Annotated in this window: 24 protein-coding genes and 1 tRNA gene; 21 read left to right on the top strand and 4 right to left on the bottom strand. The window is 56.3% G+C overall.

The window, feature by feature from the left end; all coding sequences use genetic code 11:
- Window positions 1-17: 17 nt before the first annotated feature.
- Window positions 18-413, bottom strand: coding sequence for a YchJ family protein (locus tag FB556_RS00815; protein ID WP_141863865.1), 396 nt, complete (start codon window positions 411-413; stop codon window positions 18-20).
- A 181-nt stretch (window positions 414-594) separates the two neighbouring features.
- Between FB556_RS00815 and FB556_RS00810 the strand changes: the two genes are divergently transcribed.
- The 16 genes from FB556_RS00810 to FB556_RS00735 all read left to right on the top strand — a co-directional run bounded on the left by FB556_RS00810 (window position 595) and on the right by FB556_RS00735 (window position 16,032).
- Entirely contained in the window at window positions 595-2,091 is a 1,497-nt protein-coding gene (locus FB556_RS00810) for an MFS transporter (protein WP_141863863.1), read from the top strand.
- Window positions 2,092-2,230: 139 nt separating this feature from the next.
- A complete protein-coding gene (locus tag FB556_RS00805) occupies window positions 2,231-3,643 on the top strand; it encodes a thioester domain-containing protein (protein WP_141863861.1) in 1,413 nt (470 codons plus the stop codon).
- A 225-nt stretch (window positions 3,644-3,868) separates the two neighbouring features.
- Complete coding sequence (locus tag FB556_RS00800; protein ID WP_170200308.1) at window positions 3,869-4,372, top strand: MarR family winged helix-turn-helix transcriptional regulator; 504 nt, start codon at window positions 3,869-3,871, stop codon at window positions 4,370-4,372.
- A gap of 384 nt (window positions 4,373-4,756) precedes the next feature.
- Window positions 4,757-4,993, top strand: a complete 237-nt coding sequence (rpmB, locus tag FB556_RS00795; RefSeq protein WP_141863858.1) for a 50S ribosomal protein L28 — start codon at window positions 4,757-4,759, stop codon at window positions 4,991-4,993.
- 2 nt (window positions 4,994-4,995) lie between these two features.
- On the top strand, window positions 4,996-5,163 hold the full coding sequence (rpmG, locus tag FB556_RS00790; protein WP_141863856.1) for a 50S ribosomal protein L33: 168 nt from the start codon (window positions 4,996-4,998) through the stop codon (window positions 5,161-5,163).
- A 3-nt stretch (window positions 5,164-5,166) separates the two neighbouring features.
- A complete protein-coding gene (gene rpsN / locus FB556_RS00785; protein ID WP_141863854.1) occupies window positions 5,167-5,472 on the top strand; it encodes a 30S ribosomal protein S14 in 306 nt (101 codons plus the stop codon).
- Window positions 5,473-5,658: 186 nt separating this feature from the next.
- Window positions 5,659-7,416, top strand: a complete 1,758-nt coding sequence (locus FB556_RS00780) for a hypothetical protein (RefSeq protein WP_141863852.1) — start codon at window positions 5,659-5,661, stop codon at window positions 7,414-7,416.
- Between the two features lie 236 nt (window positions 7,417-7,652).
- Window positions 7,653-7,943, top strand: a complete 291-nt coding sequence (locus FB556_RS00775) for an HU family DNA-binding protein (RefSeq protein ID WP_141863850.1) — start codon at window positions 7,653-7,655, stop codon at window positions 7,941-7,943.
- Between the two features lie 155 nt (window positions 7,944-8,098).
- Window positions 8,099-8,746, top strand: a complete 648-nt coding sequence (locus FB556_RS00770) for a hypothetical protein (RefSeq protein WP_141863848.1) — start codon at window positions 8,099-8,101, stop codon at window positions 8,744-8,746.
- A 70-nt stretch (window positions 8,747-8,816) separates the two neighbouring features.
- Entirely contained in the window at window positions 8,817-9,482 is a 666-nt protein-coding gene (locus tag FB556_RS00765; protein WP_141863846.1) for a copper resistance CopC family protein, read from the top strand.
- A 17-nt stretch (window positions 9,483-9,499) separates the two neighbouring features.
- Window positions 9,500-10,066 carry a copper chaperone PCu(A)C gene (locus FB556_RS00760; RefSeq protein WP_141863844.1) on the top strand — a complete coding sequence of 189 codons (567 nt, stop codon included), beginning with the start codon at window positions 9,500-9,502 and terminating at the stop codon, window positions 10,064-10,066.
- Window positions 10,067-10,081: 15 nt separating this feature from the next.
- The gene (locus FB556_RS00755) at window positions 10,082-11,428 is read left to right on the top strand and encodes a Dyp-type peroxidase (protein WP_246057131.1); all 1,347 of its coding nucleotides are present in this window, start codon (window positions 10,082-10,084) and stop codon (window positions 11,426-11,428) included.
- 18 nt (window positions 11,429-11,446) lie between these two features.
- Window positions 11,447-13,558: a bifunctional copper resistance protein CopD/cytochrome c oxidase assembly protein gene (locus tag FB556_RS00750; protein WP_141863842.1), complete on the top strand. Its 2,112-nt coding sequence runs from the start codon at window positions 11,447-11,449 to the stop codon at window positions 13,556-13,558.
- Window positions 13,542-14,336: a hypothetical protein gene (locus tag FB556_RS00745; RefSeq protein ID WP_141863840.1), complete on the top strand. Its 795-nt coding sequence runs from the start codon at window positions 13,542-13,544 to the stop codon at window positions 14,334-14,336. The genes FB556_RS00750 and FB556_RS00745 overlap by 17 nt, the downstream gene beginning before the upstream one ends.
- Window positions 14,337-14,579: 243 nt before the next feature.
- Window positions 14,580-15,392, top strand: coding sequence for a metallophosphoesterase family protein (locus tag FB556_RS00740; protein ID WP_141863838.1), 813 nt, complete (start codon window positions 14,580-14,582; stop codon window positions 15,390-15,392).
- 16 nt (window positions 15,393-15,408) lie between these two features.
- Complete coding sequence (locus FB556_RS00735; protein ID WP_211343937.1) at window positions 15,409-16,032, top strand: endonuclease III domain-containing protein; 624 nt, start codon at window positions 15,409-15,411, stop codon at window positions 16,030-16,032.
- A 573-nt stretch (window positions 16,033-16,605) separates the two neighbouring features.
- Here the strand turns inward: FB556_RS00735 and FB556_RS00730 are convergent.
- Window positions 16,606-16,679 (bottom strand) — tRNA-Gly (locus FB556_RS00730).
- 172 nt (window positions 16,680-16,851) lie between these two features.
- On the opposite strand from FB556_RS00730, the gene FB556_RS00725 reads away from it, so the two are divergent.
- A complete protein-coding gene (locus FB556_RS00725; protein ID WP_141863834.1) occupies window positions 16,852-18,903 on the top strand; it encodes an NHL domain-containing thioredoxin family protein in 2,052 nt (683 codons plus the stop codon).
- 79 nt (window positions 18,904-18,982) lie between these two features.
- Window positions 18,983-19,387: a flavodoxin domain-containing protein gene (locus FB556_RS00720; protein WP_141863832.1), complete on the top strand. Its 405-nt coding sequence runs from the start codon at window positions 18,983-18,985 to the stop codon at window positions 19,385-19,387.
- Here FB556_RS00720 and FB556_RS00715 read toward each other — a convergent pair whose 3' ends face one another.
- Together FB556_RS00715 and FB556_RS00710 are read right to left on the bottom strand one after the other, a co-directional pair.
- A complete protein-coding gene (locus tag FB556_RS00715) occupies window positions 19,388-20,464 on the bottom strand; it encodes a hypothetical protein (RefSeq protein ID WP_141863830.1) in 1,077 nt (358 codons plus the stop codon).
- Between the two features lie 31 nt (window positions 20,465-20,495).
- Window positions 20,496-21,470 carry an AEC family transporter gene (locus FB556_RS00710; protein WP_141863828.1) on the bottom strand — a complete coding sequence of 325 codons (975 nt, stop codon included), beginning with the start codon at window positions 21,468-21,470 and terminating at the stop codon, window positions 20,496-20,498.
- A gap of 107 nt (window positions 21,471-21,577) precedes the next feature.
- On the opposite strand from FB556_RS00710, the gene FB556_RS00705 reads away from it, so the two are divergent.
- The 3 genes from FB556_RS00705 to FB556_RS00695 all read left to right on the top strand — a co-directional run bounded on the left by FB556_RS00705 (window position 21,578) and on the right by FB556_RS00695 (window position 23,039).
- Entirely contained in the window at window positions 21,578-21,760 is a 183-nt protein-coding gene (locus tag FB556_RS00705) for a hypothetical protein (protein WP_141863827.1), read from the top strand.
- A gap of 307 nt (window positions 21,761-22,067) precedes the next feature.
- Window positions 22,068-22,292: a hypothetical protein gene (locus tag FB556_RS00700; RefSeq protein ID WP_141863825.1), complete on the top strand. Its 225-nt coding sequence runs from the start codon at window positions 22,068-22,070 to the stop codon at window positions 22,290-22,292.
- 126 nt (window positions 22,293-22,418) lie between these two features.
- A complete protein-coding gene (locus FB556_RS00695) occupies window positions 22,419-23,039 on the top strand; it encodes an SDR family NAD(P)-dependent oxidoreductase (RefSeq protein WP_141863823.1) in 621 nt (206 codons plus the stop codon).
- The last annotated feature ends 18 nt before the right edge of the window (window positions 23,040-23,057 follow it).

Genomic DNA, 23,057 nt, shown 5'->3' with positions numbered 1-23,057 from the left:
ATTGTAAAGGTGACCGGTTAGAAAAGCTCCCCGTCAACGTAGACCCAGCGATCGTTTTCGCGAGCAAACCGGGAACGTTCATGCAGGAAATCCCGGGCGCCGTCGACCGTGCGAAAATGCGCGACGAACTCGACCTCGCCGGTTTCATCATCCGGGCCGCCAGCAACGGTGTCACGAATGCGCAGCCGTCGCCAGTCGATACCTTGCGGCGCCGATGGGTCGGCGGGACGCGTCGCGGAGTGCCAACTGGCTGCGAGATAGGCGTCGTCGCCGATGACGAATGCCGTGTAGCGCGAGCGCATAAGTGCCTCGGCAGTCTTGGGGAACGCTGCACCGTTGAGCAACGGTGCACAACAGTCCTTGAAGCGGGCTGTTGTGCCACAGGGGCATGGCGCATCCTGGTGAACTGTCATCGTGACCTTCCATTGAGCTGGGTGCGCCCTGGGCGGGGGCCTCGGATTGCTACTGTAGCCGCAAGGCTTTGTTCTCGCAGCCGCTAGCCTCAGAATCAAGCCTCCGCTGGGTCACTATCACAGCGCTGGTGGGTCGTCAGTGTCATACCCTAAAATTAGCCCGATAGGCTAGCCTGTCGTTGTGACTGACCAACAACAATCCGAGGTCCGTTCCCCGTGGATCGCTTTTGCCGTCACCGTCTCCGTGGCGGTATTAACCATCCTTGACGTGGTCAAAGTCAATGTCGTATTGACTCCGCTAGAGGAAACACTGCAGGCAACACCCGCTCAAACAGGGCTGGTTGTTGCCGGCTATGTCTTGGCGTTTGGTATCGCGCTGGTGCCCTCGGGGCGACTCGGGGACCAGTGGAATCGCAAAGCGATGTTTATGATAGGGCTGGTTATTTTCGCCGTCGCGTCACTCGGGGCAGCTTTAGCTCCGACTGCCAGCCTGTTGGTCATAGCTCGCATTCTGCAAGGAATCGCCGCTGGCATCCTCATGCCCCAAGTGTTGGGCATGATCCAGACGATATTTCAAGGACAAGCCCGAGGGCAGGCTTTTGGTATCCTCGGAGCTGCCATTGGGTTAGGGACGGCGTTTGGGCCAACCATCGGCGGGCTCTTCCTCGGTGGCTTGGGTTCTGAGCTTGGCTGGCGTTGGACTTTCGGAATGAATGTCCCATTAGTGCTGCTTGTCATTCCGCTAGCACTATGGCTCATTCCGGCCGCACAACCCCGTGAAGGACGCGCCGATCTTGATATCGTGGGCGTCCTGCTGATGGCTGTCAGCGTCTTATGTGTCATGTTGCCGTTTGTGTTGACGACAGGATCTGGTGACCACCCGGCTCGCTGGGCGTTATTGGGCCTGGGAGCTGTGACCGCCTATTTATTCGTGCGGTGGGAAAACCGCTATCGGGCTGCAGGAAAAAGTCCCGTTTTGGATTTCACCCTGTTTACGTTGTCGTCTTACCGTAACGGCGTCATCATCACCACGCTGTTTTTTGCAGCGATGCCTGCGATGTTTTTAGTCATGACGCTCTTCAACCAACAAGGACTCGGCCATGATCCAGTGGTGGTCGGACTGATCACCGTGCCCTACGCTGTTGTATCCGCCATTGTGGCCGCTGTTGTTGGCAAATATACCTACCGGCATGCGACCGGCCTGATTATCTGGGGTTTCATGATCTTTATCGCCGCACTGATCGGACTGGTGATCGTGGCAGCGGTGGTCCCGCCGGAACATAACCCACTCGCTATGGCCATCGTGTTAGCTATCGCTGGCGTTGGACCGGGTTTTATTATGGCCGCAAACCAGATGCGCACACTCATGGACGTGCCGGTCACCCAGGGTGGCGTTGCAGGATCCTTCCAACAAGTCGGACAACGACTTGGCAACGCGATTGGCATAGCTGTGGGTTCCGCAATCTTCTACTCATTAGTCGTAGCCGTTCCGCGTGACGCCTCCGGTCTGCCCGACCCCACCAACCCATCGAGTGTTGCCACCTACGCGTACGCATTCCAAATGGCGATGGTAGTGCTCATAATGTTCTCGGTGGTCGCGCTGGTCTTCGCCGGCATTGACCATCGCGCTCGCAGCCGGCAATTGGCCGAACAGGCAGCCGCGAGCATTGGATCATAGCGCTCTACGCAACCGGGCAACGTCGTCGTCGAGTTATCCACAGTTGATACCGGTTCCGGGCGTGTTCATCGCATAGGTTGCATAGTCTCGGACTCACATCAGACTGCATACGGCAGTCCAACTGAGTTGAGGAGACACGTTGAATCACACCCTTTTGGCGTCTCTAGCCGCCGTCACCCTAGGTGCAACAGCATTGCTGGGGACAGCACCTGCTTACGCCAGCCACGCTGTAGAGATCGAGCACGAAGTCAGTGCTGTGATGGGTCCGGAACAAGAATATCAGCGGGGTCTGACCGTCAACGGTGTAGCGCCGACTCTTCGATCCGTGACGGTCGATGAGGAAACTATTCTTGCCTACTGTATTGAATACTGGGTTCGCGCTGCGCAGCCTGGCCATCAAGCAGCTGTTACCAGCTGGGATGGTTTCACTGGAGATAATCACTTCAAGACCAGTCCACAGGTTCGGGAAGCCGTTGCATGGATTTTGCATAATTCGTATCCAGCGCTTGCCATAGACGAGCTGGCAGCACGAACAGCGTCCACCAGCCTCACCGAAGCGGAAGCAATCGCCGCAACACAGGCCGCCATCTGGTTCTACACAGATGATTTCGTCTCCGATGGGGTTCTTACTGTTGAGCCGGCTCCTGATGATGCTGCAAGTTTGACTGCTACCGCTGCTCCGAACGTCCAAAATGTTTTCGATTATCTCACCGGGGATCAGAACACCGGGCTAACGGAACAAGAAGTTCAAGCCAGTGTCACGCTGCACGATGCCAGCGGCGCCGAAGTCAGTGTGCCCGGTCCTGTACTGGAAGCCAAAATCGACGATGACGACCACATTCTAGGGCCAGTGGCTGTCACAAGTTCATCAGAGAACGTCAGCTTGCACCTTGAAACCACGAATCCTGCCGTATCACCAGAAGATGTCACACTATTAGATGCGCAAGGACAAATCATCGATGCGACCGAGCCCGTGACAGTTCCGGAACTGTGGGTGCTTGTGCCCGCTGATACAGCATCAGGCGGCGTGCAGTTAGCTGCCGAATCCACCGAATACGGCTATACGGGCCGTTTGATTATTCCCGAGCCTGCACCTGACCGCCGGTTTCAAACCATTGTGGTGGCAGACCAAATTTCCAATATCGCCACCACTGAACTAGCGCTGCATTGGGAGAAACCTGAACTGACTGAACCGCCCTTGGAAGAGCCCGTGGAAGAAGAAATTTCTGATAATGCCGAAGAGCGTCCTGCTGACGAAGAAATGACCTCAGCCGCGGGAGCAGTCATTGCTAACCCCACCCAAGAACAACAAACCAGTCAGGCAGTATCAACCACCGTTACCCTCGAAAGCGCCGAGCACACACCAGCGCCGAACCAAACGCTAGCTGACACCATCGAGACTGAAGAAACGGTCCAGGCTCACCAAGCATCTACTGAAGAACTCGCCGAAACCGGAGCACATCAAACACGGAACATCCTTGTAGCACTCGGGACAATAGCCGTCGGTGGTGTCCTAATTGTGATGAACCGATTGCGACGGAGGTGGGCTTAGTGGGGGCCGGGTGATTTTGAGGATGATGTCGACCCGAAAACGCCAAAAGATGGAAATTTAACATTAACGTGAAGGCAATCATTGATCGGAGTGCTGCAACCATCATGGCGAAGCTTTCCAATATTCGGATGCTTACGACAATGAGTGCCTTGAACGTAGCGAACATGTTGACCTTCAGGCGCTTGCTGACGGAAGTTTTCGAAGACAGCTAGAAGGGACATGGTTTTGACTACATCACATGACATTGATGCACGAGAATACAACGACGCACTTTGGACCTCAGAGGAGTTAGGGTTCTGGCATCGAGTCGTCGCGGTCTATATGGGTGTTCTGCCTGAACTGGAACGCGACCTCCAAAGAGCTGGAAGACTCAGCTTCTTCGAATACCAGGTGCTCGAACATCTCTCATCAGTCGACGGGGCCATGAGCATGACTCAGTTGTCAACTAGGTGTAACTCATCGTTGTCTCGACTCTCGCATGTCGCACGGAAACTGGAAGGGCGTCGATTACTGACCCGCCAACTATCTGAAGAGGACAAACGGGTCACGGTGGCTGAACTTACCGCAGAAGGCAGAAAGCTCGTTGATAGAACCCGTGAGATTTACCGTCAATCAGTAGAAACTCGTGTGTTGCAGTCGCTATCACCGGATGAGCTTCGTCAGGTCACCGGTCTTCTCGACAGTATGCTGCGCAAAAACGAGCCGAATCACTGGCTCTTCTCCTACTAGCAACAACCGACTCCTCCCGTCGCATTGCGGGGAGCGCGACCCCCGGTTTTAGTTTGATTAAATGATTTGCTCATACTAGACTGTGGGGTTGTTGTCTGCACTGTGCCGAATCTGGTTCGACCATGACCAGATGAAGGCGACGGAGAGCATGTGCGACAACCGAAATATGGCTCTCTTTCGGTACTTTGTATCGACGGAGACTCACCGTCTTCACCCTAGCGATAAAAAGGGCACTTCGGTTGGTTCTCACCCAGCCTGGTATTCCTTCGAGAAGGTCGCAGTAAGAGCGCGGTGTAACAACTGGTGGCGAAAGTTCTGCTGATTCCATCAGCCAGACCATTATTTCGCCCGTACTTTTACTACTGCTTAACACGAGGAGTGATCATGGCAGCACACTGCCAGGTAACCGGAGCTGGACCGGGATCAGGGAACCGAGTTTCCCACTCGAACCGCAAAACTAAACGCCGGTTCAACCCAAATATTCAAAAAAAGAGCTACTTCGTCCCATCCTTGGGTCGCAAAGTAACGCTCAATGTATCCGCCCGCGGTATCAAAGTCATTGATGCACGCGGCATCGATTCTGTCATTTCAGAACTGGTCGCTAAGGGAGTGAAGCTCTAACCATGGCAAAAGATAAGGGCTTGCGCCCCATCATCAAAATGAAATCAACCGCTGGCACTGGTTACACTTACGTCACCCGTAAGAACCGTCGGAACAATCCCGACCGTATTACTTTGAAAAAATACGACCCAGTAGCCCGCAAGCATGTTGATTTTCGAGAGGAGCGCTAAGCATTGGCTAAGAAATCTATGATCGCGAAAAACGAGAAACGCAAAGAAATCGTTGCTCGTTACGACGAACGTCGCAAAAAGCTGAAAGCACAGCTGATCGACCCGAACGCAACCGATGAAGAGCGCGAAGAAGCACGCCTTGGCTTGCAGAAGCTGCCACGCGACGCCTCTCCGGTCCGTGTTCGTAACCGTGACTCCATTGACGGACGTCCACGCGGTACCCTGCAGAAGTTTGGTATCTCACGTGTCCGCCTCCGTGAAATGGCTCACCGTGGTGAACTGCCAGGCGTTACCAAATCATCCTGGTAATCACGTAAAGCTTTAACAAAATCTGGCCGGTGGGTTCCCTTCGGCCAGATTTTTCTTTTAACCGTCTTCCGCGATTGAACTGCAGGCCACCATACCTGACACGGCGATGCGCAGAGAAGATATCGACCGGCGACACCATGCGTTATCCTTGCCATATCAGTTGCTCAGAGGGAAGGCATTATCGTCATGTCAAAGTTGAGTTTTGTGGCCCTCTCCTTACAGACCACACACTTGGACCCGGCCTCGGTTTCAAGAGTCACTTATGTGAAACTCGTCGACGGAAACATTACCCGTCAAGACGATATCCCAATCATTCCGCCTACCGGCAAACTGAAAGCTACTGATGAGCAAGCCGAAAGATCCCATATTACGTGGAATGCAACGCTTGAAAAGTTAGGCATGATGATTGGCAAACTACCAATTGTCAGCTACTACCGAGATGCCGACAAGGAAATTTTCCACGCGGCGTCTCGTCAGCTCAATATCGAGCCACCGGTGCTGCACTGGCTGGACTGTCGTGAGCTGGCGCGCAAGCTGCTTCCTGAACTTCCAGATGTGCAGTTATCTACGGTGCTGAAAACACTTGACCTCTATGACGACTATGCCGATAGCAGTGCTGTAGAGCAGACGACGCAGATCGTTATAGCACTTGCCCAACGTCAGGACGCTCAGACGGTTGCTCAACTCTGGGATGAACTCTATAACCAGCCAGAGAATTTACTCGGGCTCGATTCCACATTCGAAGGCGCTGCAGACTCAGGGAGTTCTACAGATGACGACGACGTGATTGATGCACCATCGGCAGCCGAAGTCCTGCCATTTGCTCCAGCAGTCGGTGCTGCTGGCCAAACTGAGCAAGCCGAGCAGGCTGCTGAACCAATATTTGCTGATGCTGCTCCAGCTGAAGCAACACAGGACGAATCCGGCGATGCACCAGCATCACCGGGACACGCACCATCCCTTGATGAGGCGACCGAGGTTGCTTCAAGCACCCAAACCGACACGCAACTACCAGCAGCACACGCGGAGACTGCCGTTGACCAGGTGCTGCCACCTGCCCCGGGCTCGGACGAACTGCCACTGTTCTTACAAGAACCTACTCGTGATGAGCGAGATGATCTGCACACCGAAGCGACCGAGCCAGACGCTCAACCTGATACCGCCGCCGAACTTGCAGGCGCAACGGCTACCAGCTCATCCCAGTCCGTAGGCTCCGATGACGAGTCGGTGGAATCACTCGACGCCGCACTGGATGAAGAGACACGCGTCGATGAGGCCGTTGAAGAATCCCACACCGAACACTCCCAGCCGCTTGCACCACCAGCCCTCAATAAAAAATCGGTAGAACCCGCTGACGATGTACCAGTCGAACGCGTCGATGAAGACGCGGTTGACCCTCATGAGCCAGAAACATCTCGAGCCTTTCTGGAGGAAACTGCCCCTGAGGTGATCGCACAACAGGACATAGAGTCCGCTGCGCCTGAACAAGCTGAGCCGGCAGATTTGGTAGCCGCAGACGAGGTATTCTCAGACAGCCCACAAGAGGAACCGCATCCTGCAGAGGCCAAGGAGGCCCCTGTGCTGGCGACTACTGCCAGACCGCCAGTCGTAACACCGATAGGCGACCGAGCGTCCCAGCCGACGGATTCGATGGCACAACCACAGACGGCGCATGCGGTCAAAGTATCTGACCGACCGCGGGTGAGTAGAACTTCTCGACCAGCCTCGAACGTCAACCAAATTTTCGGTTTTGTTGGGTTGTTTGTTTTTGGGCTGCTCAGCATCATCGGTATTGTCTTAGTGGTCATGGCAAGCATGCTCTTTTTTACCGAGAACTCATTAATGCTTGAAACCAAGATCGCCGGTATGATTCTCACCCTGGCGATAACCCTACTGAGCCTATTGATGACGAGCGTGAGTTATCGGAGTTTTCGTCAGAAATAGCTAGCCCATATGGAGCTCTTTCGGTAAAAATGCCACCGCATACGTCACACGATATGGGTGCCATTGCTGGGAAGAAGCTGAGATTTTGGGGACTTTTTGCCCAAAAAAGGCGAATTTCCGCGAATTTCCGCAAAAACCGCCGCCAAAAGCGCCACAAACCGCGCCAATGGTGGTAGTTTTTCCAAAAGGAGCCCGGCGAACGTCGGGTTTAAGACAACCTAAGTCCAGGAGGACATATGGCTATGAATCGCAGTGAACTTGTTGCAGCAGTCGCCGAAAAATCTGGCAACTCTGCTACCGCCGTCAATGGTGTGCTCGACGCCGTATTTGAGGTCTTTGCATCCCAGGTTTCCAAAGGCGAAAAAATCACCATTCCAGGCTGGTTCTCAGTAGAACGCACCAACCGTGCAGCCCGCACCGGTCGTAACCCACGCACCGGTGAAGCAATCGAAATCCCAGCCGGTCACGGTGTCAAGCTTTCCGCTGGTTCGAAACTGAAAGCAGCCGCCACAGGTGAGAAGAAATAGGTTCTAGTTCTCCTATAGAACCAAGACGCTCCGGAATTGACCGGGGCGTCTTTGCTCTTAACAAACATTCTGCGAGCGAAGTGCGAAAAGTGGTTTAATGAATTCGACCACCCGTAGAATTCACGGAGCGCCCTTGCGCTGACCCAGGAGAGTACATGTCGGACCATGCCGTCTTGTGTAGACGTAGTTCCGGTATTGTTCGACTTCTCCGCGGATGGACCATTGCCGTCATTGCGGTGCTACTCGCCGCTGGCGGTCACCAGACTGCTCATTCCGTCATGCACGGAGCGACCGAAGCGATCCCGTTGCAACTGCTGGCATTCTCAGCGGCACTCACGGCACCCATGGCTGTGGTCTTAGCTGGCCGACGTATCTCCGCCTGGTCAACGGCTGCCACCACGATTCTCGGGCAGATTATCTTTCACGGACTGTATTCGCTGCCATATACCGGCGTCTCCAACCTGCCCACCGGGCATGACCTCCACCACTTAACGCCCCGTGTGGCAGCCGAGCCGTTAGGTGTACAGCACGCAGCGCACTCAACAGCTGCGGCAGATATCGTGATGATCGCCGCTCACTTACTAGCTGCGACCATGACCGTCGTCGTCATAACGCACGGCGAACGCAGCTTCGTAACGCTGGCAGACTGGCTTACACTCACCCAGGTGCGTGTGGTTTTGGCCACCCGTCCGATGAGCCCTGTGCGCACTCCCACGATACCGTCGGCTGTGCACGTCTGGATTCCCCATCCGATGAATGTGGCCCAAACGCGCACGACCAGGGGTCCGCCTGTATTAGCGTAGACGTGGCCTACCTGTGGAAGTGGCCCTCCCACATTCGTTGGATCATCCCAAAGACTTTTGGGGAGGAACTATGCAAAAAACTCTCACCACCAGGCTCCGTGTCTGGTTCGCCGCCGCCCTCATGACCACCCTTGGCTTGATGCTCGTCCCACAATTGGCACACGCCCACGATGTGTTAATTGAATCGACGCCAGAAGTTGGGGGAACCGTTGACGAGACCCCAGCCGAAGTTCGGCTGCGCTTCTCCGGTACGCCCTTAACTGGCGAGGGGCTGGCCAATCTGATTCGCGTCACTGATGCTCAAGGCAATCAGTGGCAAGATGGCGAACCTGTCGTGGAAGGTTATGAACTGGCCGTACCGCTGTGTGAAGGCCTTCCGCAGGGGGAATACACGGTGGCCTACAGAGTGATCTACTCGGATGGTCACACCGGTGAGGAACGGTTCAGTTTCACCAACGCCGACACGAATGCCCCAACTCAGGGCGCACCGCAAAAGTGCGGAGAAGCCGTAGCGGCAAGCTCACCGAACGCAAGTGATATTGAAAAACCTGAGACCAACGAACCACAGGCTACGTCCGACGCCGAAGCAGCCAACCAAGAAAACTCTTCAGCGTCTATCCCCGCATGGATTTGGATCTCTGCGATTGTTGGCATTGGCGTGGTAGCAACGGTCATTGTGCTGTTGTTGCGCGGTAGCCGCAGAGCAGAGAGCCGCCATGACGATGATGACGCCTAACCTGTAGGACATCATTCATGAATACAACCCGTCACTTTATTATTACCTCAGCACTAGCTGGGCTGGTCCTGGCCGGATGTGGTACTGCAGACTCTGCCGAAACCACACGCGACCACGCAGAAGATGGCGAATTCTTTTCGGTGGAAGATCCTTGGATCAAAGCCACCGAAGAGTCCCTGGACACTTCCAGTGACCACTCTATGACCGGAGCGTTTGTACACCTGACCAATGTATCGGGTGAGGACCAGACCATCATTGGTGCTGACGCCGAGATCGCCGAGGTCGTGGAGCTCCACGAAGTCGTTGACGACGGCGGTGTGAACCTGATGCAAGAAAAAGAAGGTGGCTTTCCCGTCGCTGCGGATGAGCGGTACGAGCTTAACCCGGGGCAAGACCATATCATGCTCATGGATCTCACCGACGACGTCAACCCCGGAGATCGGATCGAAGTCACTCTGGAATTGGCGAACGGTGAAACCCAAGTCATCGACTTTGTTGCCAAAGAATACGTTGGCGCACAAGAAAACTACGGTGACCTAGAGCATGACCACGGCGATGACGCCGAGCATGATCACACGCACTAAGGAAAACGATACCTAGTGACCAACAACGACATATCCGCCGACAAGCAGCCCAACCAGGGTGTGTCGCGGCGCGGATTGCTGTTGGGCGCCGGAGGAATCGTGGGGGGTGGCCTGGTTGGTGCCGCAGCAGGATACTCTGTGGCATCGACCGCGGCCACCGCCGCACCCGGTGATCTTCAACAACCCGTAGACGTCACCCCGGGGGTGGCTAACACGCAGGTGACGGTGTCCCACCCGTACGGCACGGACACGATACCGTTTTATGGACCACGCCAGGCCGGAGTTGATACCCCGCAGCAGGCCCACGGGGTCTATATTGGGCTGACCCTCAAAGATGACACCGACGCCGAGCGGCTGTCATCCATGATGCGCCTCCTCACCGACGACGCCGCACGACTGACCCAAGGTCGCGGCGCGCTGGCCGATCTCGACGAGGAGCTCGCCGCAGCCCCGGCACGCTTGACCGTCACTTTCGGATTCGGCTCCGAGGTCTTTGCCCGGACCCGACCCGAGCTGAAACCCGCCTGGCTGAAACCACTGCCAAAATATGACATCGACCAACTCGACCCGGCGTATACCGGCGGCGACATCGTCATCCAAGTTCAAGGGGACGACCCGTTATCAGTCGCGCACGCTCGGCGTATGCTGCTCAAAGACGCCCGTGCATTCGCCACGGTGGCCTGGGTGCAAAACGGTTTCACCCATGCTCGAGCCACACGACCGGATAACACGACGATGCGTAACTTATTTGGCCAAATCGATGGCACCGGCAACCCGGAACCTGGTTCCGAGCACGCTGAGCGCATCATCTGGGGTGTCGGGCAAGGTGACGGTAGCGGCAGCAAGAACTTACAACCGTGGATCGAAAACGGCACCTCAATGGTCATCCGGCGCATCGCGATGAACGTTGACGAATGGGACGAACTAGACCGGTCCGCCCAAGAGGGCGTCATCGGGCGCACACTGGGTTCAGGCGCGCCACTGACCGGGCAACATGAGCACGATGAACCCGATTTTGAGGCGCTGGGACCCTCGGGGTTCCCGGTCATTTCGGATATTGCACACCTCCGCCGTGCACGCTCAGCTGATCCAGATGAAGCGATGTTCCGACGCAGTTTCAACTATGATGAACAACCTGCCACGTCCGGCGATAGCCTGCACGGCCAAACCGGAGTATCCCAATCCGGGCTGATCTTCGTTGCCTTCCAGTGTGACGTCGACCAGCAATACACCCCGATTCAGGACCGGCTGGCTGAAACCGACCATCTGAACCTGTGGACCATTCCCATCGGCTCGGCGGTTTTTGCCGTGCCGCCGGGCTGCCAACCGGATGGTTATATTGGCGAAGCGCTCTTCGCCTAGCACCCCCAAGGAGTACCGTTGACGAAAACGACCACACAGACGACGCAGACACCCAGCTGGTTATGGCCGGTTGCGGTGATCACAGGTGTCGCGTTTTTAATCGTCATCGGGATCTCCTCGGGCGTGACCGCCGTGCAGCAGCTCTCAGATCCCGGGGCGCTGACCCGCTGGGCGCTACCGGCAACCAAGATCATCCACAACTTGGCCTGGTCGTTAACCTTCGGGGCGTTAATGTTCGGGGCCATTATTTTGCCGCGCTGGACGGCGATGCCCAAGCGCGGCAGACCGGTCCCGGCAAACGCTCAGGAACACCCGGCCTACACTCGCACCGTGAAGATTGCCACGGTGGCCGCGATCATCTGGACGTTTAGTGCGATCGCCCAAATCGTCTTTACCTATTCGGATGTCGCCGGGATGCCGGTGAACGCTTCCGAAGGGTTCTCATCGGGCATGTTGGACTATGTGCTGGCTATTGCGGTCGGCCGGGCTTGGTTCTGGATGACGATTATTGCCGCAATGGTGACCAGTATGATCGTCGCATGGCGCACCCCGACCGGGATGGCTTGGGGTGCAGGGTTAGCACTGTTGGGTGTCGTCCCGCTGGCACTGGTTGGGCACTCGTCTTCGGGCGATGATCACTTTGCCGCAGTCAACTCGATTGGCCTGCACCTGTTGGGCGTGCTGCTGTGGGTCGGTGGTCTGGTGCTGCTGGCCATGCTGGCGCCGACGCTGACCGGCACCTCGCAGTTAAAGCCCAAGGTGAAAAAGGGGCACACCCAACCGCTGGTCTACACCGTGTTGAGCCGATACTCGGCTGTGGCCGGCGTTGCGATCGCACTGGTCGCCGGGTCCGGGGTGGCCAATGCCGCCATCCGGATGGAAAATCTGGAGCACTTTACCTCCCCATACGGCCAGATGGTGGTGCTCAAATTCGTCCTGACCATTGCGCTGGGCTTGATTGGTTTAGCACACCGGGTGCGTGTCATCCCGCGATTAAAAACCGGCACGACCCAACCACCCGGCAGCGCCCGAAAAACCCTGTGGCAACTCATCGCTGTCGAAGTCGTGATCATGGTCGCGGTCATGACCACCGCGAGCCTGCTGGGCAAATCCGAACCACCCAAACCTGAAGAAATCCCACCCAATGCCTCGCCGGCACGAATTACCACCAAATATGAGCTGCCACCCGAGCTGACTGCGATCCGGTGGATCACCGAGTGGCGATTCAACTGGCTATGGGTCGCTGTCGTGCTCTTCTTGGCCGTCTGGTATATCCGGGCGATACGAAAATTGGCCGCCCGGGGCGATAAGTGGCCCGTTGTCCGCACCATTTTTTTCTTCACCGGGCTGACCATCCTGGTCTGGGATACCTCCAGCGCTCCAGCCATCTACGGACTGGTACTGTTTTCAGCACACATGATCAACCACATGATCTTGACCATGCTCATCCCAATCTTTTTGGTCTTGGGCGCACCGATCACGCTGGCGATGCGCAGCATGGAATCCCGCAAGGACGGCACCCGGGGCCCGCGCGAATATATGCTAGCCATGTTGCAATCCAAATACGCCAAGGTCATCACACACCCAATCTTTGCAGCAGTAAACTTTGCGGGTTCGCTGGTGATCTTCTACTTCACTCCCGTCTTTGAATTCGCGTTGCGCTATCACATCGGTCATGAGCTGATGAATGTGCACTTCTTACTCACCGGGTTCATTTTGGCTTCCGTGATGATCGGTATTGATCCGCTGCCCAACAGACCCACTTATCCGCTGCGCCTGGTGATTCTGATTGCCACCATGGTCTTCCACGCGTTCATCGCCGTCTCCTTGACCGGTTCGGACTCATTGCTCATGGCCGAGTGGTTCTCTGCGATCGGCCGCGACTGGGGCCTGCCGGCCATTGATGACCAAAAAGCGGGTGGGCTGCTCATGTGGGGGACCGGTGAATTCCCTACCGTGGCTATGGTTCTGATCGTGCTATACCGGTGGCGCACCGAAGACGTTCAACATGCTAAACGCCGCGACGCGCGCGTTGATAAATACGGTGACACCGATCTTGATGAACTCAACGAATACTATGCCCGCATGGCGGCAGTCCAGGAGCCCACCACGCATGACAACCCTCGGTAAAGTGACCCAGACCCTGACAGTGTTCTCGATAGCCGCCCTCGGGTTGGTCGGCTGCGCCTCAGATGCCGGAACCGCTGACGACGGACAGACTCACCAAGTTGATTCACTGCTGGCTACCGATGCACGCCCGGACCAACGGGCCGCTGGAGGAGCTACCGCCATGGCCATCGAGCTGGGCTTCGACCAGGTCCAACCCGCTTCGCAGGAAGACATCACCAGCGTGCGAGAATCAGCTGCCGAACGCACGGACACCGCTCGCCAGCTCAATGTCGAACCTGCCAGTTGCGCCGCACCGATTGCCGAACTCGATTGGTCGCCGATTCAAGCATCGTCCGAATCCGTAACGCGCGTGGATTTCACTCGCGAGAACTTCGCAGGTGCCGGCAGTGTTGAAGTCGCCGGCATCACCGAGGACACGGGCGGATCTGCCGAGGCCGCTGACGAAGTGGCGGCCCATCATCAAGCGGTGGAAGAAATCACGACGAATTGTGGTGACATTACGATGATGTTAGCCGATGCTGCAGAACCCGATTGGGCCGAAATAGAATACACCTTCACCGCGCAGGCTGTGGAAACAGAGTCGGGGTCCGGGCTGTTGTGGCAGCGCTATCCCACCGATGATCCCGAAAGCCAATCCACGACAGCCCTGACGCTGATGACCGAACATGAAGGGCATGCGATCATGGTCGCATTTATTGGCAGTCAAGAAATCGCGGATGCGGAATTTACCGACATTAGTGAAGCGATTCTTGCCTCGGCGGTCGCCCAGCTGGACTAGAGGTGCAACGCAAAACGGTCAGGCCGTTGGCGAGCCTGACCGTTTGTGCATGTGTCAATTTGGAGCGTTCCTTAGGTCACTGGAACGACTCCTAATTTAGGGGCCCTGGGTGACCTAAACCTTCCACTGAGGTAAACGCGGCATCAACTTTTGCCCTGAACTTTTCTGCAATTTGCCAGCCGCGTAGTTCGCCAGACAGCGAGCACGGGCCGGACGCGGCGTCAGCAACGTTAGTATGAATTTATGACCACACCGTCTCCGACCCTGCGACTCATTCAGATATCTGACCTGCATCTGGTGGAAGAAGGCAAACTTCTGCGTGATGTGATGGACACTCCCAACCGCATGCGTGATGCCCTCGATCGTGTGCTCACACTGGGTCCAGCGGCCGTCATTTTGTCTGGAGACCTCGGGCAGCGAAATCATTATGTGCATGACGACGTCGCCGCCTACGTCGGCCATTTCCAGGAACAACTTGGTATCCCGTTCATCACGGTGGGTGGCAACCATGACCCAATCGACTCGGTCGGTCCGGCCTTCAATCCAGCCAAAATTGCCTCCGGCCCAGAACTGTGCGACACCGTGCACGACGTCCAGGGTTTGCGAATTATCGGCCTCGACTCTCACGGGGTGGGACGAAACTTTGGCCATCTGACGCAAGAACAACTCGACTGGTTGGCCCAGATGACTGCTGAACCTGCCAGACACGGCACACTGCTGGTAGTGCATCATCCGCCACTTCCATCGACGACGACGGCACAGCGCGGTTCCGGGTTACAAAACGCCAAGGCACTGCACGACGTTATTAAAGCTTCGGATGTGCGGGCAATTTTGTCGGGCCACTACCACTACCAGGTTGCTGGCACGCTGGGGCATATCCCCGTGTGGGTCTCCGGGGCGGCGTCGTATAACTTTGATCTCTTCGCACCCGGTGAGGTGCTGCGAGGCATGGCCGATGGGTGGGCCACTCTCGTGGACGTCTACCCAGAGACCATTACCTTCTCCTCGCTGTTACTGACCCATCGCGATGAGGTGTTTGCAAAAACCGTTGGCTAATCAAAGGTCTGATCCCATGGCTTTCCGCGAACTCTATGAGCTGCTCGATGCGTCGGTTGATCCGGGTACCTGGTGGCCGGCCGATACGCATTATGAAGTCGGCGTGGGTGCGATCCTTACGCAGAACACCGCCTGGTCGAATGTCGAACAGGCCATCGAGGCGCTGCGTGCCAACCGGCTGCTCACGCCCACCGGTATCGCGGCCGTGGACAAAGAGGGACTCAAAGAGCTGATTCGTCCTGCCGGATTCATGAACGCCAAAGCCGCGTACTTGAAGAATTACACGACCTGGTATCTGGCCAATTACACGACTGCCGCGGAACTTTCGGACGAGCAGTTGCGCAAGAACCTCATGGCGGTGCGGGGAATTGGGCCGGAAACCGCCGATGTGCTGATGCTGTATGTCTACGACAGACCGGTGTTTATCTGGGATTCTTATGCTCGACGTGTTCTTGCCGCAGCCGGTTATGCAGTAGCCAATGGCTATGAGTCGGCGCGACGCGCTCTGACGGAGCCGATGCTTGCCGCGGAGTTTACAACGCTCGAACAGCAGCGATTCCACGGGCTGATTGTGGAGGCGGGGAAATTGGCCACCGCGGCCGGTGGTTGGGAGAACTACTGGCATCAGCTGCAGGACTAAACCCGAGGTTGTCATCCTCGCACGTGCGACCCCTGTTGGTGTTCCGCTGCATCGACTCGCCCTAGGTCTGCTGAGCTGCCTTGAACACAAGGAGCTGAGAACCATGCTGAAAAAAACACGGCGAATCTTGAGCTCGCTCAGCTGCCGTCCGTTCGAGATTGCCCGAGCAATGCTGATTCTAGAAAATATCGACGCAGCGCTCGACGAAGGCGGGCGGCAAAGCCCGTCGACAATTCAGAGATTGACCGGGTGTTGTCGTGTTCTCTTCTTTAAGAACTTAGGCGGGGCTCAGACTTGTGAGGAGCGATCGCTGAAGCCGATCTGTTCCACGCGTGTGTGCTACAACTACGGGCCGACAACTAGGGTAAACCGACTCGCGACATCCATGAGAACCCAACGCTTCATAAGCATTTATTCCAAGATATATACAATAGGGCCGGAAAGTTTCGGACTAGCGATATGCGGCGCGGAAATTTGGAACATTTCGCGCCACGGAACCATCTTCCAATATTGATGGACGAAGTTACAGCCAAGCTTGCTGGTAGGGACACGTGGAGATCACGCATCCGTAAGTGGAGCGGGTGACGGGAATCGAACCCGCGTATCTTGCTTGGGAAGCAAGCGCTCTACCATTGAGCTACACCCGCACAATTCGCAACGGCTAAGTACGCCGTCGTCATTGGTACAAAAGATATCTTAACACCCGATGACGTTGAATCAGTGCATTCGATGAGTGTGGCGATTTGCCCACCGTGAACCTGACTACTGAATGTGACGCAAACACTTGCGTTGCATGGGGGATAGGGAAGAATACAAGGCATGACTTCGGCACCATCAACTCCCCGTATCCGCGCCTCAGAACTAGTTGGCGAAACCTGGTTCAACATCGGCGATCAAGACCTGAGCCTCAAAGAGCTTCGCGGCAAGATCGTGATCCTAGACTTCTGGGCGTTTTGCTGTGTGAACTGCCTACACGTACTCGACGAGCTGCGCCCATTAGAAGCCAAGTACTCCGACGTGCTGGTAACCGTGGGTGTACACTCACCAAAATTTGATTACGAGGCCGAAACCTCGGCGGTGGCCGCAGCGATTGAACGCTACGACATCGCCCACCCGGTGCTCAATGACCCGGAATTGATCACCTGGCAGGCATACACAGCACGCGCCTGGCCAACCCTGGTGGTCGTAGATCCAGAAGGCTACGTTGTTGCCCATCTGACCGGCGAGGGCCACGTGTCCGGGCTGTACTCGCTGATGGACCAACTCATTGAAGAACACGATGCCAAGGGCACCCTGCACCGCGGAGAGGGACCATACGTTGCACCAGAACCGGTGGCACGTGACCTGAAATTCCCGGGCAAGGCCATTGCGCTGGGCGCTCGCGGGACCCAGACGGGTTCGTTCTTGGTGGCTGACACCGGCCACCACCGCCTGGTGGAAGTTGCTGACGACTTAGAAACCGTCTTGCAGACCATTGGTGGCAACGGCACCGGTGAGGCGGTGTCTGAAGATGCCGCCCAGGCCGATCCTGAGCTGATTTCGGTGCGTGGGTATGCTGATGGCGGTCGTGAAGTCGCACTGTTCAATGAACCGCAGGGTCTGGCCCTGTTGCCTGACGATGTGGCCGCTGCAGTTGGTTACGATGTGCTGATCGCCGACGCCGTGAACCACCGGTTGCGCGCAGTGAACCTGACCACCGGTGAGGTCTCAACCGTTGCCGGCAACGGGGTGCAACGTCTGATCGACTCCGAGCGCGTCCAGGCCGAAGCCGACGCGAACGATGCCAGTGCAGTTGACTTGGCACCATTTGCTGCCGGTGCTCTGAACACCTCGTTGTCGACCCCGTGGGATGTCCAGTACTCTGCAGCCGAGGCCAAGGCTATTATCGCGATGGCCGGAACCCACCAACTGTTCTCCTACAACCCAGTAACCAAAGACCTGGCGATCTATGCTGGCACCGCACTGGAAGGTCTACTCGATGGACCCGCTGATGAAGCCTGGTTCGCTCAATCTTCTGGCCTGTCGATCGACGCCGATGGCACCCTGTGGGTTGCTGATTCGGAAACCTCTGCGGTCCGGTACGTGATCCCGTCAACCAAAACCGACTCGGGTAAACCCGAAGTTGGCACCGTCGTCGGCACTGGCCTGTTTGATTTTGGCTTCCGCGACGGCACACCCGAAGACGCCCGTCTGCAGCATCCGCTGGGTGTCACGAATCTGCCAGACGGTTCGGTGCTGATCGCCGATACGTACAACCACGCGATCCGTCGCTGGGCGCCACAAACCCTGAATGCGGATGGCACCAGCAAACCGGCCGAGGTTACCACGGTGGCCCGTGACCTCGAAGAACCCTCCGACATCCTGGTGGAAACCGATGCCGAGGGCAATGCGGTGTCGATTGTTGTCGTCGAAACCAACGCCCACCAGCTGGTGCGAATCTCGGTGCCGGAGAAATTCTTGCACGTCGACGAAGGCGCGATGCAGGTCCAGCGACCACCAACGAAACTGGTCGCCGGTGAGGTGCCAATCAATATTTCGTTCACTGCACCCAGAGGCCAAAAGCTCGATGACCGCTGGGGTGATCCAACGCAGTTGACCATCTCCTCCACCCCAGAAAACCTCCTGTTACAGGGTGAAGGCCGCGAAACGGGGCTGACCCGACAGCTGAAACTCAACCCGGAGGTCACCGAAGGGGTGCTCCACGTGACTGCCCGTGCTGCGGCCTGCGACGGTGAGCATGGTCAACCGATCCCAGATTCGGCCGCCTGCCACCTCTATCAGCAAGACTGGGGCATTCCCGTGACTATCCACGCGGATACCTCCGACGGCGCGCACGCCACACTGGACCTTGACCTGCGCGGTATCCACTAAAACCCAGACTCAACACAGCAATCCGTTCGGGTTAGACTAGGCACCAACGTGTCGTCTACCCGAACGGATTTGTTGTTTCATGGCAACTCTCATCGCCCACAGCCCCGAACCAGCAACCCAGCACTTCGTCGACCACCTCGCGACCCTGCTAAAACAACAGCGTGGAATCACACTGGCCGTGGTGGATTTGGCGCGCGCTGACCGCTATATCGATAACGTGGACGCCGTCATTGTCGTGGCCGAAGCCGATGCGGAAACCTTCAATACTCAGGCCCGCAACTTTCTGGCCGCCGAGCACGCCGAGCTTGCCGAAAAGTCACTGTTCGTCGTCGCACTGGGCACAGTCGCTGGCCTCACTGAAACCCAACAGCTTGCCATGGACGCCTTCCAGCCGCGCGACACCGCTTATTTCCGGACTGACGTCCTCGATGAGTCGGCGCTCAACGCGTGGGTCGGCCAGATTTATCGGCGCGGTGTCGCCTAGTTACTGCCAGTCGGGACGCACCCGAAGATTTTCAGGGGTCAGCTCTAGCTCGGCTGTCATTTCAAAGACTTCTTCGTGCCGAACTTCTGCCTGCTGCCCCGAACCAATATCAATCTCTTGGGCATTGAGCACCGCGGTCGCCATGATCCGATCGATTCTTGGTTCCGAATCTTCCCACGAATAGTGCACTTTAGGAACATCGATCGACCAGTTGACTGACTCCGGCACAATCCGGTTGGTGGTCTCATACCCAAACGGACAGCCCGTAGGTTTCAACACCTGTTGCTGCGTGCACCGCTGCAATTGTTCTTGAACTTCTTGGGTAATTGCATCGTCAACGGCTTGGGTGGGCTGGACTTCGAATTCAAAATCCGTATGCGCCCCGGCGGCCAAGACATCGTGGGCTACCAGATCTACCGGTTCGGGGACCTCCAAGTATGTGCCGTGATACTCCAGTTCTATGGACGACGGCGCAAAAGCCGCAAGTGTGGCAGGGGTGCCATTGGACCCCAGCAGAGGAGTGGGCTCATCGTGGATGTGTGCCACCGGTTCATCGGCTTTAGCGTTTTCCGGCATTTGTAGCGGCGTGAGCTCAATTTGCTGCAGCGGGAGCGGGTGCAGTTGCCACTGGTTAAAGAACAACCACGAGGTCCCCACCTTATCCACGACCAGCACGGTTGAACTCGCCTCGTCGTCGGCATCGCGGTAGCGGATCTCGACTACTCGTTGGGAAACATCAGGGTCTCGAAAGCTCTCGGGTATCTCGGCGTCAGTTGCCACAATGTCAGCGCCTTCCAATATCGCAGCCGAAGCAGCTAACGGCTCGCCGTCCAATAACACCGTGGAGATTGTCTCGGGGGCATTATCTGGCAGGTACCCTTGAGACAGTGCCATCGCGGTAGACCCGTCACCGGCACGCAGCGCGGCAATGTAGTCTTCGACCGCTGACTCTGCGTTGTACACCAGCGAGTTGAGTAGCATGACCACGCCAGCGCCAGCCAGTACCAGTGCGCCGATGATGATGCCCCAAAAGCCTGGCCGTGTGGCGACAGGCCGCTGTGTGGAAGTTTTGGGCACGTTCATGTCCTTCGAAATGACAGATAATGCTCTAGGCTAACAGACCCGCGACGATGATCATCGCCGGTATTGCAAGGATGGTCGTCACGAACACTGTATCGCGGGCAACGATCAGGCCGGTGTTATAGCGAGATGCCGAGACAAACACGTTTTGTGCCGTCGGCAATGACGCTAACACCGTGGCCACGAGCACCGCATGAGCATCGAGTTGGAATACAAACTGTGCCAGTAGCCACGCCACCACCGGATGGATGAGTAATTTGATCGTCGCAGCTAGCACGGTGTCACGGCGTCGACCCTGTTCTTTATCGAGCGGACGTGAACCAACCAGCGAGATGCCAAAAGCCATCAGCATGGTGGGAATAGCGGCACCGGCGATCAGATTGATGGACTCGTCTAACGGCTCCCACAACTGCCACCCGGTAATTGAGAAAAGTAAACCGGCAGCAGAACCGATAATTAAGGGGTTGCGTAGCACGGTGGCAAAGATGCGCCAGAGACTTCGCCAGAACCCGGCGCGCACGACCTTCGTGCCCGAGGTGCCTTGCTGGGATTCTTTCAGCGTTTGAGTATCTAGGATAAAGACGTAGATGGGCGTATAGATTGCCAGCTGAAACAATATAACGGGCGCTGAATAGCTGGCGTCACCGAGTACATAGGCGGCAATCGGTATCCCAAGATTCGCCGAGTTTATTAATGACGCCGATAACGCGGCAATCATTTTCTCTGAACCACTGCGTCGCGTTAGCAAGAAGCGCGCACTGACCAGATAGAGCCCTGCTGCGATGCCAGCTGAAAGCGTAGCGATCCATAGCTGCGGTCCCAAGACCACAAACACGTTGCTATTGGATAAGGTATTGAATAGTAACGGGGGAGAGGCCACGAAGAAGGCTACACGAGAAAGCACGGGCTGAGCATTCTTTCCGAGTGCGCCAGTTTTACCGACCGCATACCCGACCAGGATGATCAACCAGATGATGAAAAACCCCGACAGAACCTGTGTCACTGGTACCTTTCGTCAAGTAATAGTGTCCGGGCTATCCTTCGTTCTTGAGGCGCACTTGCACTAAACTACCCCCGAAGTGAATCGGAAGTGCCCCAAGATAGGAAGTCATGGCTCATCAGCAACGCAGACGAACCAGAATCTGGTGGCTGTCTGGAATTCTAGCTATTCTTGGCGCGGGTATTGCAATGTTTGCCGCTATGGAATTATTTGTTGTCACACTGGTGACCGTAGGGGTTGCTCTGGTCGTGACTATCCTGTTGGGGGCTGCCCTGGCGGAGATGGATTCATAGACTTGTTCCCGCGACTCTTTATGCCAGTAGTGAAAAGCCAGCCCCCGAGTTCATGTTGTACGGCTCACTTTGCTAGCTGAGGTTCCCTGCGGTCGGCGAACACGTTGCCGCGTTTCGTAATCATTGTGCTGCGAGCCGCGGAATTCCGCCGAAGTTTGCCCTTCGTAACCAATTAGGGCACACCTTATGTTCGCTAATTCGGCAAGCCCAAATTGCCTAGATCCTCCGCTCTCGGCACGTTATATTATGAGTAATTCAAAATACGATTTTGAATGCCGTTCTATATGAACATCAGGAGGGAGCAGCTTTGATTCATCACCAGAACAAAAACACACTTATGGGTGCGCTGGGTGCTGTCGTTGCCGCCCTGTCTGCATTGGTCGTCGTTACCGCGATCGCTCAGATGTACGCGCTCACCGTCAGCTTCATTGTCGCTCAGCTCGCCGTTCTTGGCGCCATTGGCTATGTCTACACGAAGGCCCGCGAACAAAAGAACGAAATGTTCTGCGCTAGCTTGACCGTTAGTAAATAACCCTTTCAGTCGCACCTGTGACAAACGCATAACTTTCCACGCTTTCAAGCCCCCGGTCTCGAGCTTCGACGCCGGGGGCTTGGTATTCTTAACGTGAGGCACGCGACATTAGCAGGAGGGTTGACCATGTCACATCCAGAGCAAGAATCGCTGATTGTCCTGGGCGGGACAGGTAGCCTGGGGACACAGGTGCTGCCGATTCTGGCAGATGCCGGGTATCACCTCGTGGTATTTTCTCGACGTCAAGTGACTGGCCAACCATTCGATGATCCTCGGATGAGCCTCGAAATCGGCTCATTGGATGATACGGCCTGTATTGACTCGTTGGTGACGACCGCGCTGGAACGTGCGGACACGCTTCGTGGAGCCATTTTTTTGAATGGTGGCTTCAGTAGCGACCAAGGTATCGGTGCCGAGGGATTTACCGAAGTCTTACAGGAAATGATGGAAAAGAACGTCTACCCGACGACCAAAGTTCTGTCGCGAATCTTGCCACACTGGAAGTCCCACGGCGGAGGGAAGGTTGTGTTGACCTCCGCAACGGCAGTGGAAAGACGGTTTACTAACGGCGGGGCCTATGCCACCTCGAAAATGGCAGTCGATAGCTTGGCGCGACAAATACAGCGAGAGTACGAACCCGAAGAGGTCGATGTTCATGTGCTCCGTCCAAGAATTATTGGAACCAAAAAAGGCCAGAACTCCCCCGCGGATCTTGCCCAAGAAATGCTAGCGGCTATTCGCCACTAATGCACAGTGTTGGTGCCG

This window comes from Enteractinococcus coprophilus (genome assembly GCF_006716305.1).
GTDB classification, from domain to species: domain Bacteria; phylum Actinomycetota; class Actinomycetes; order Actinomycetales; family Micrococcaceae; genus Yaniella; species Yaniella coprophila.
This window is presented reverse-complemented; position numbering and strand designations above follow the sequence as displayed.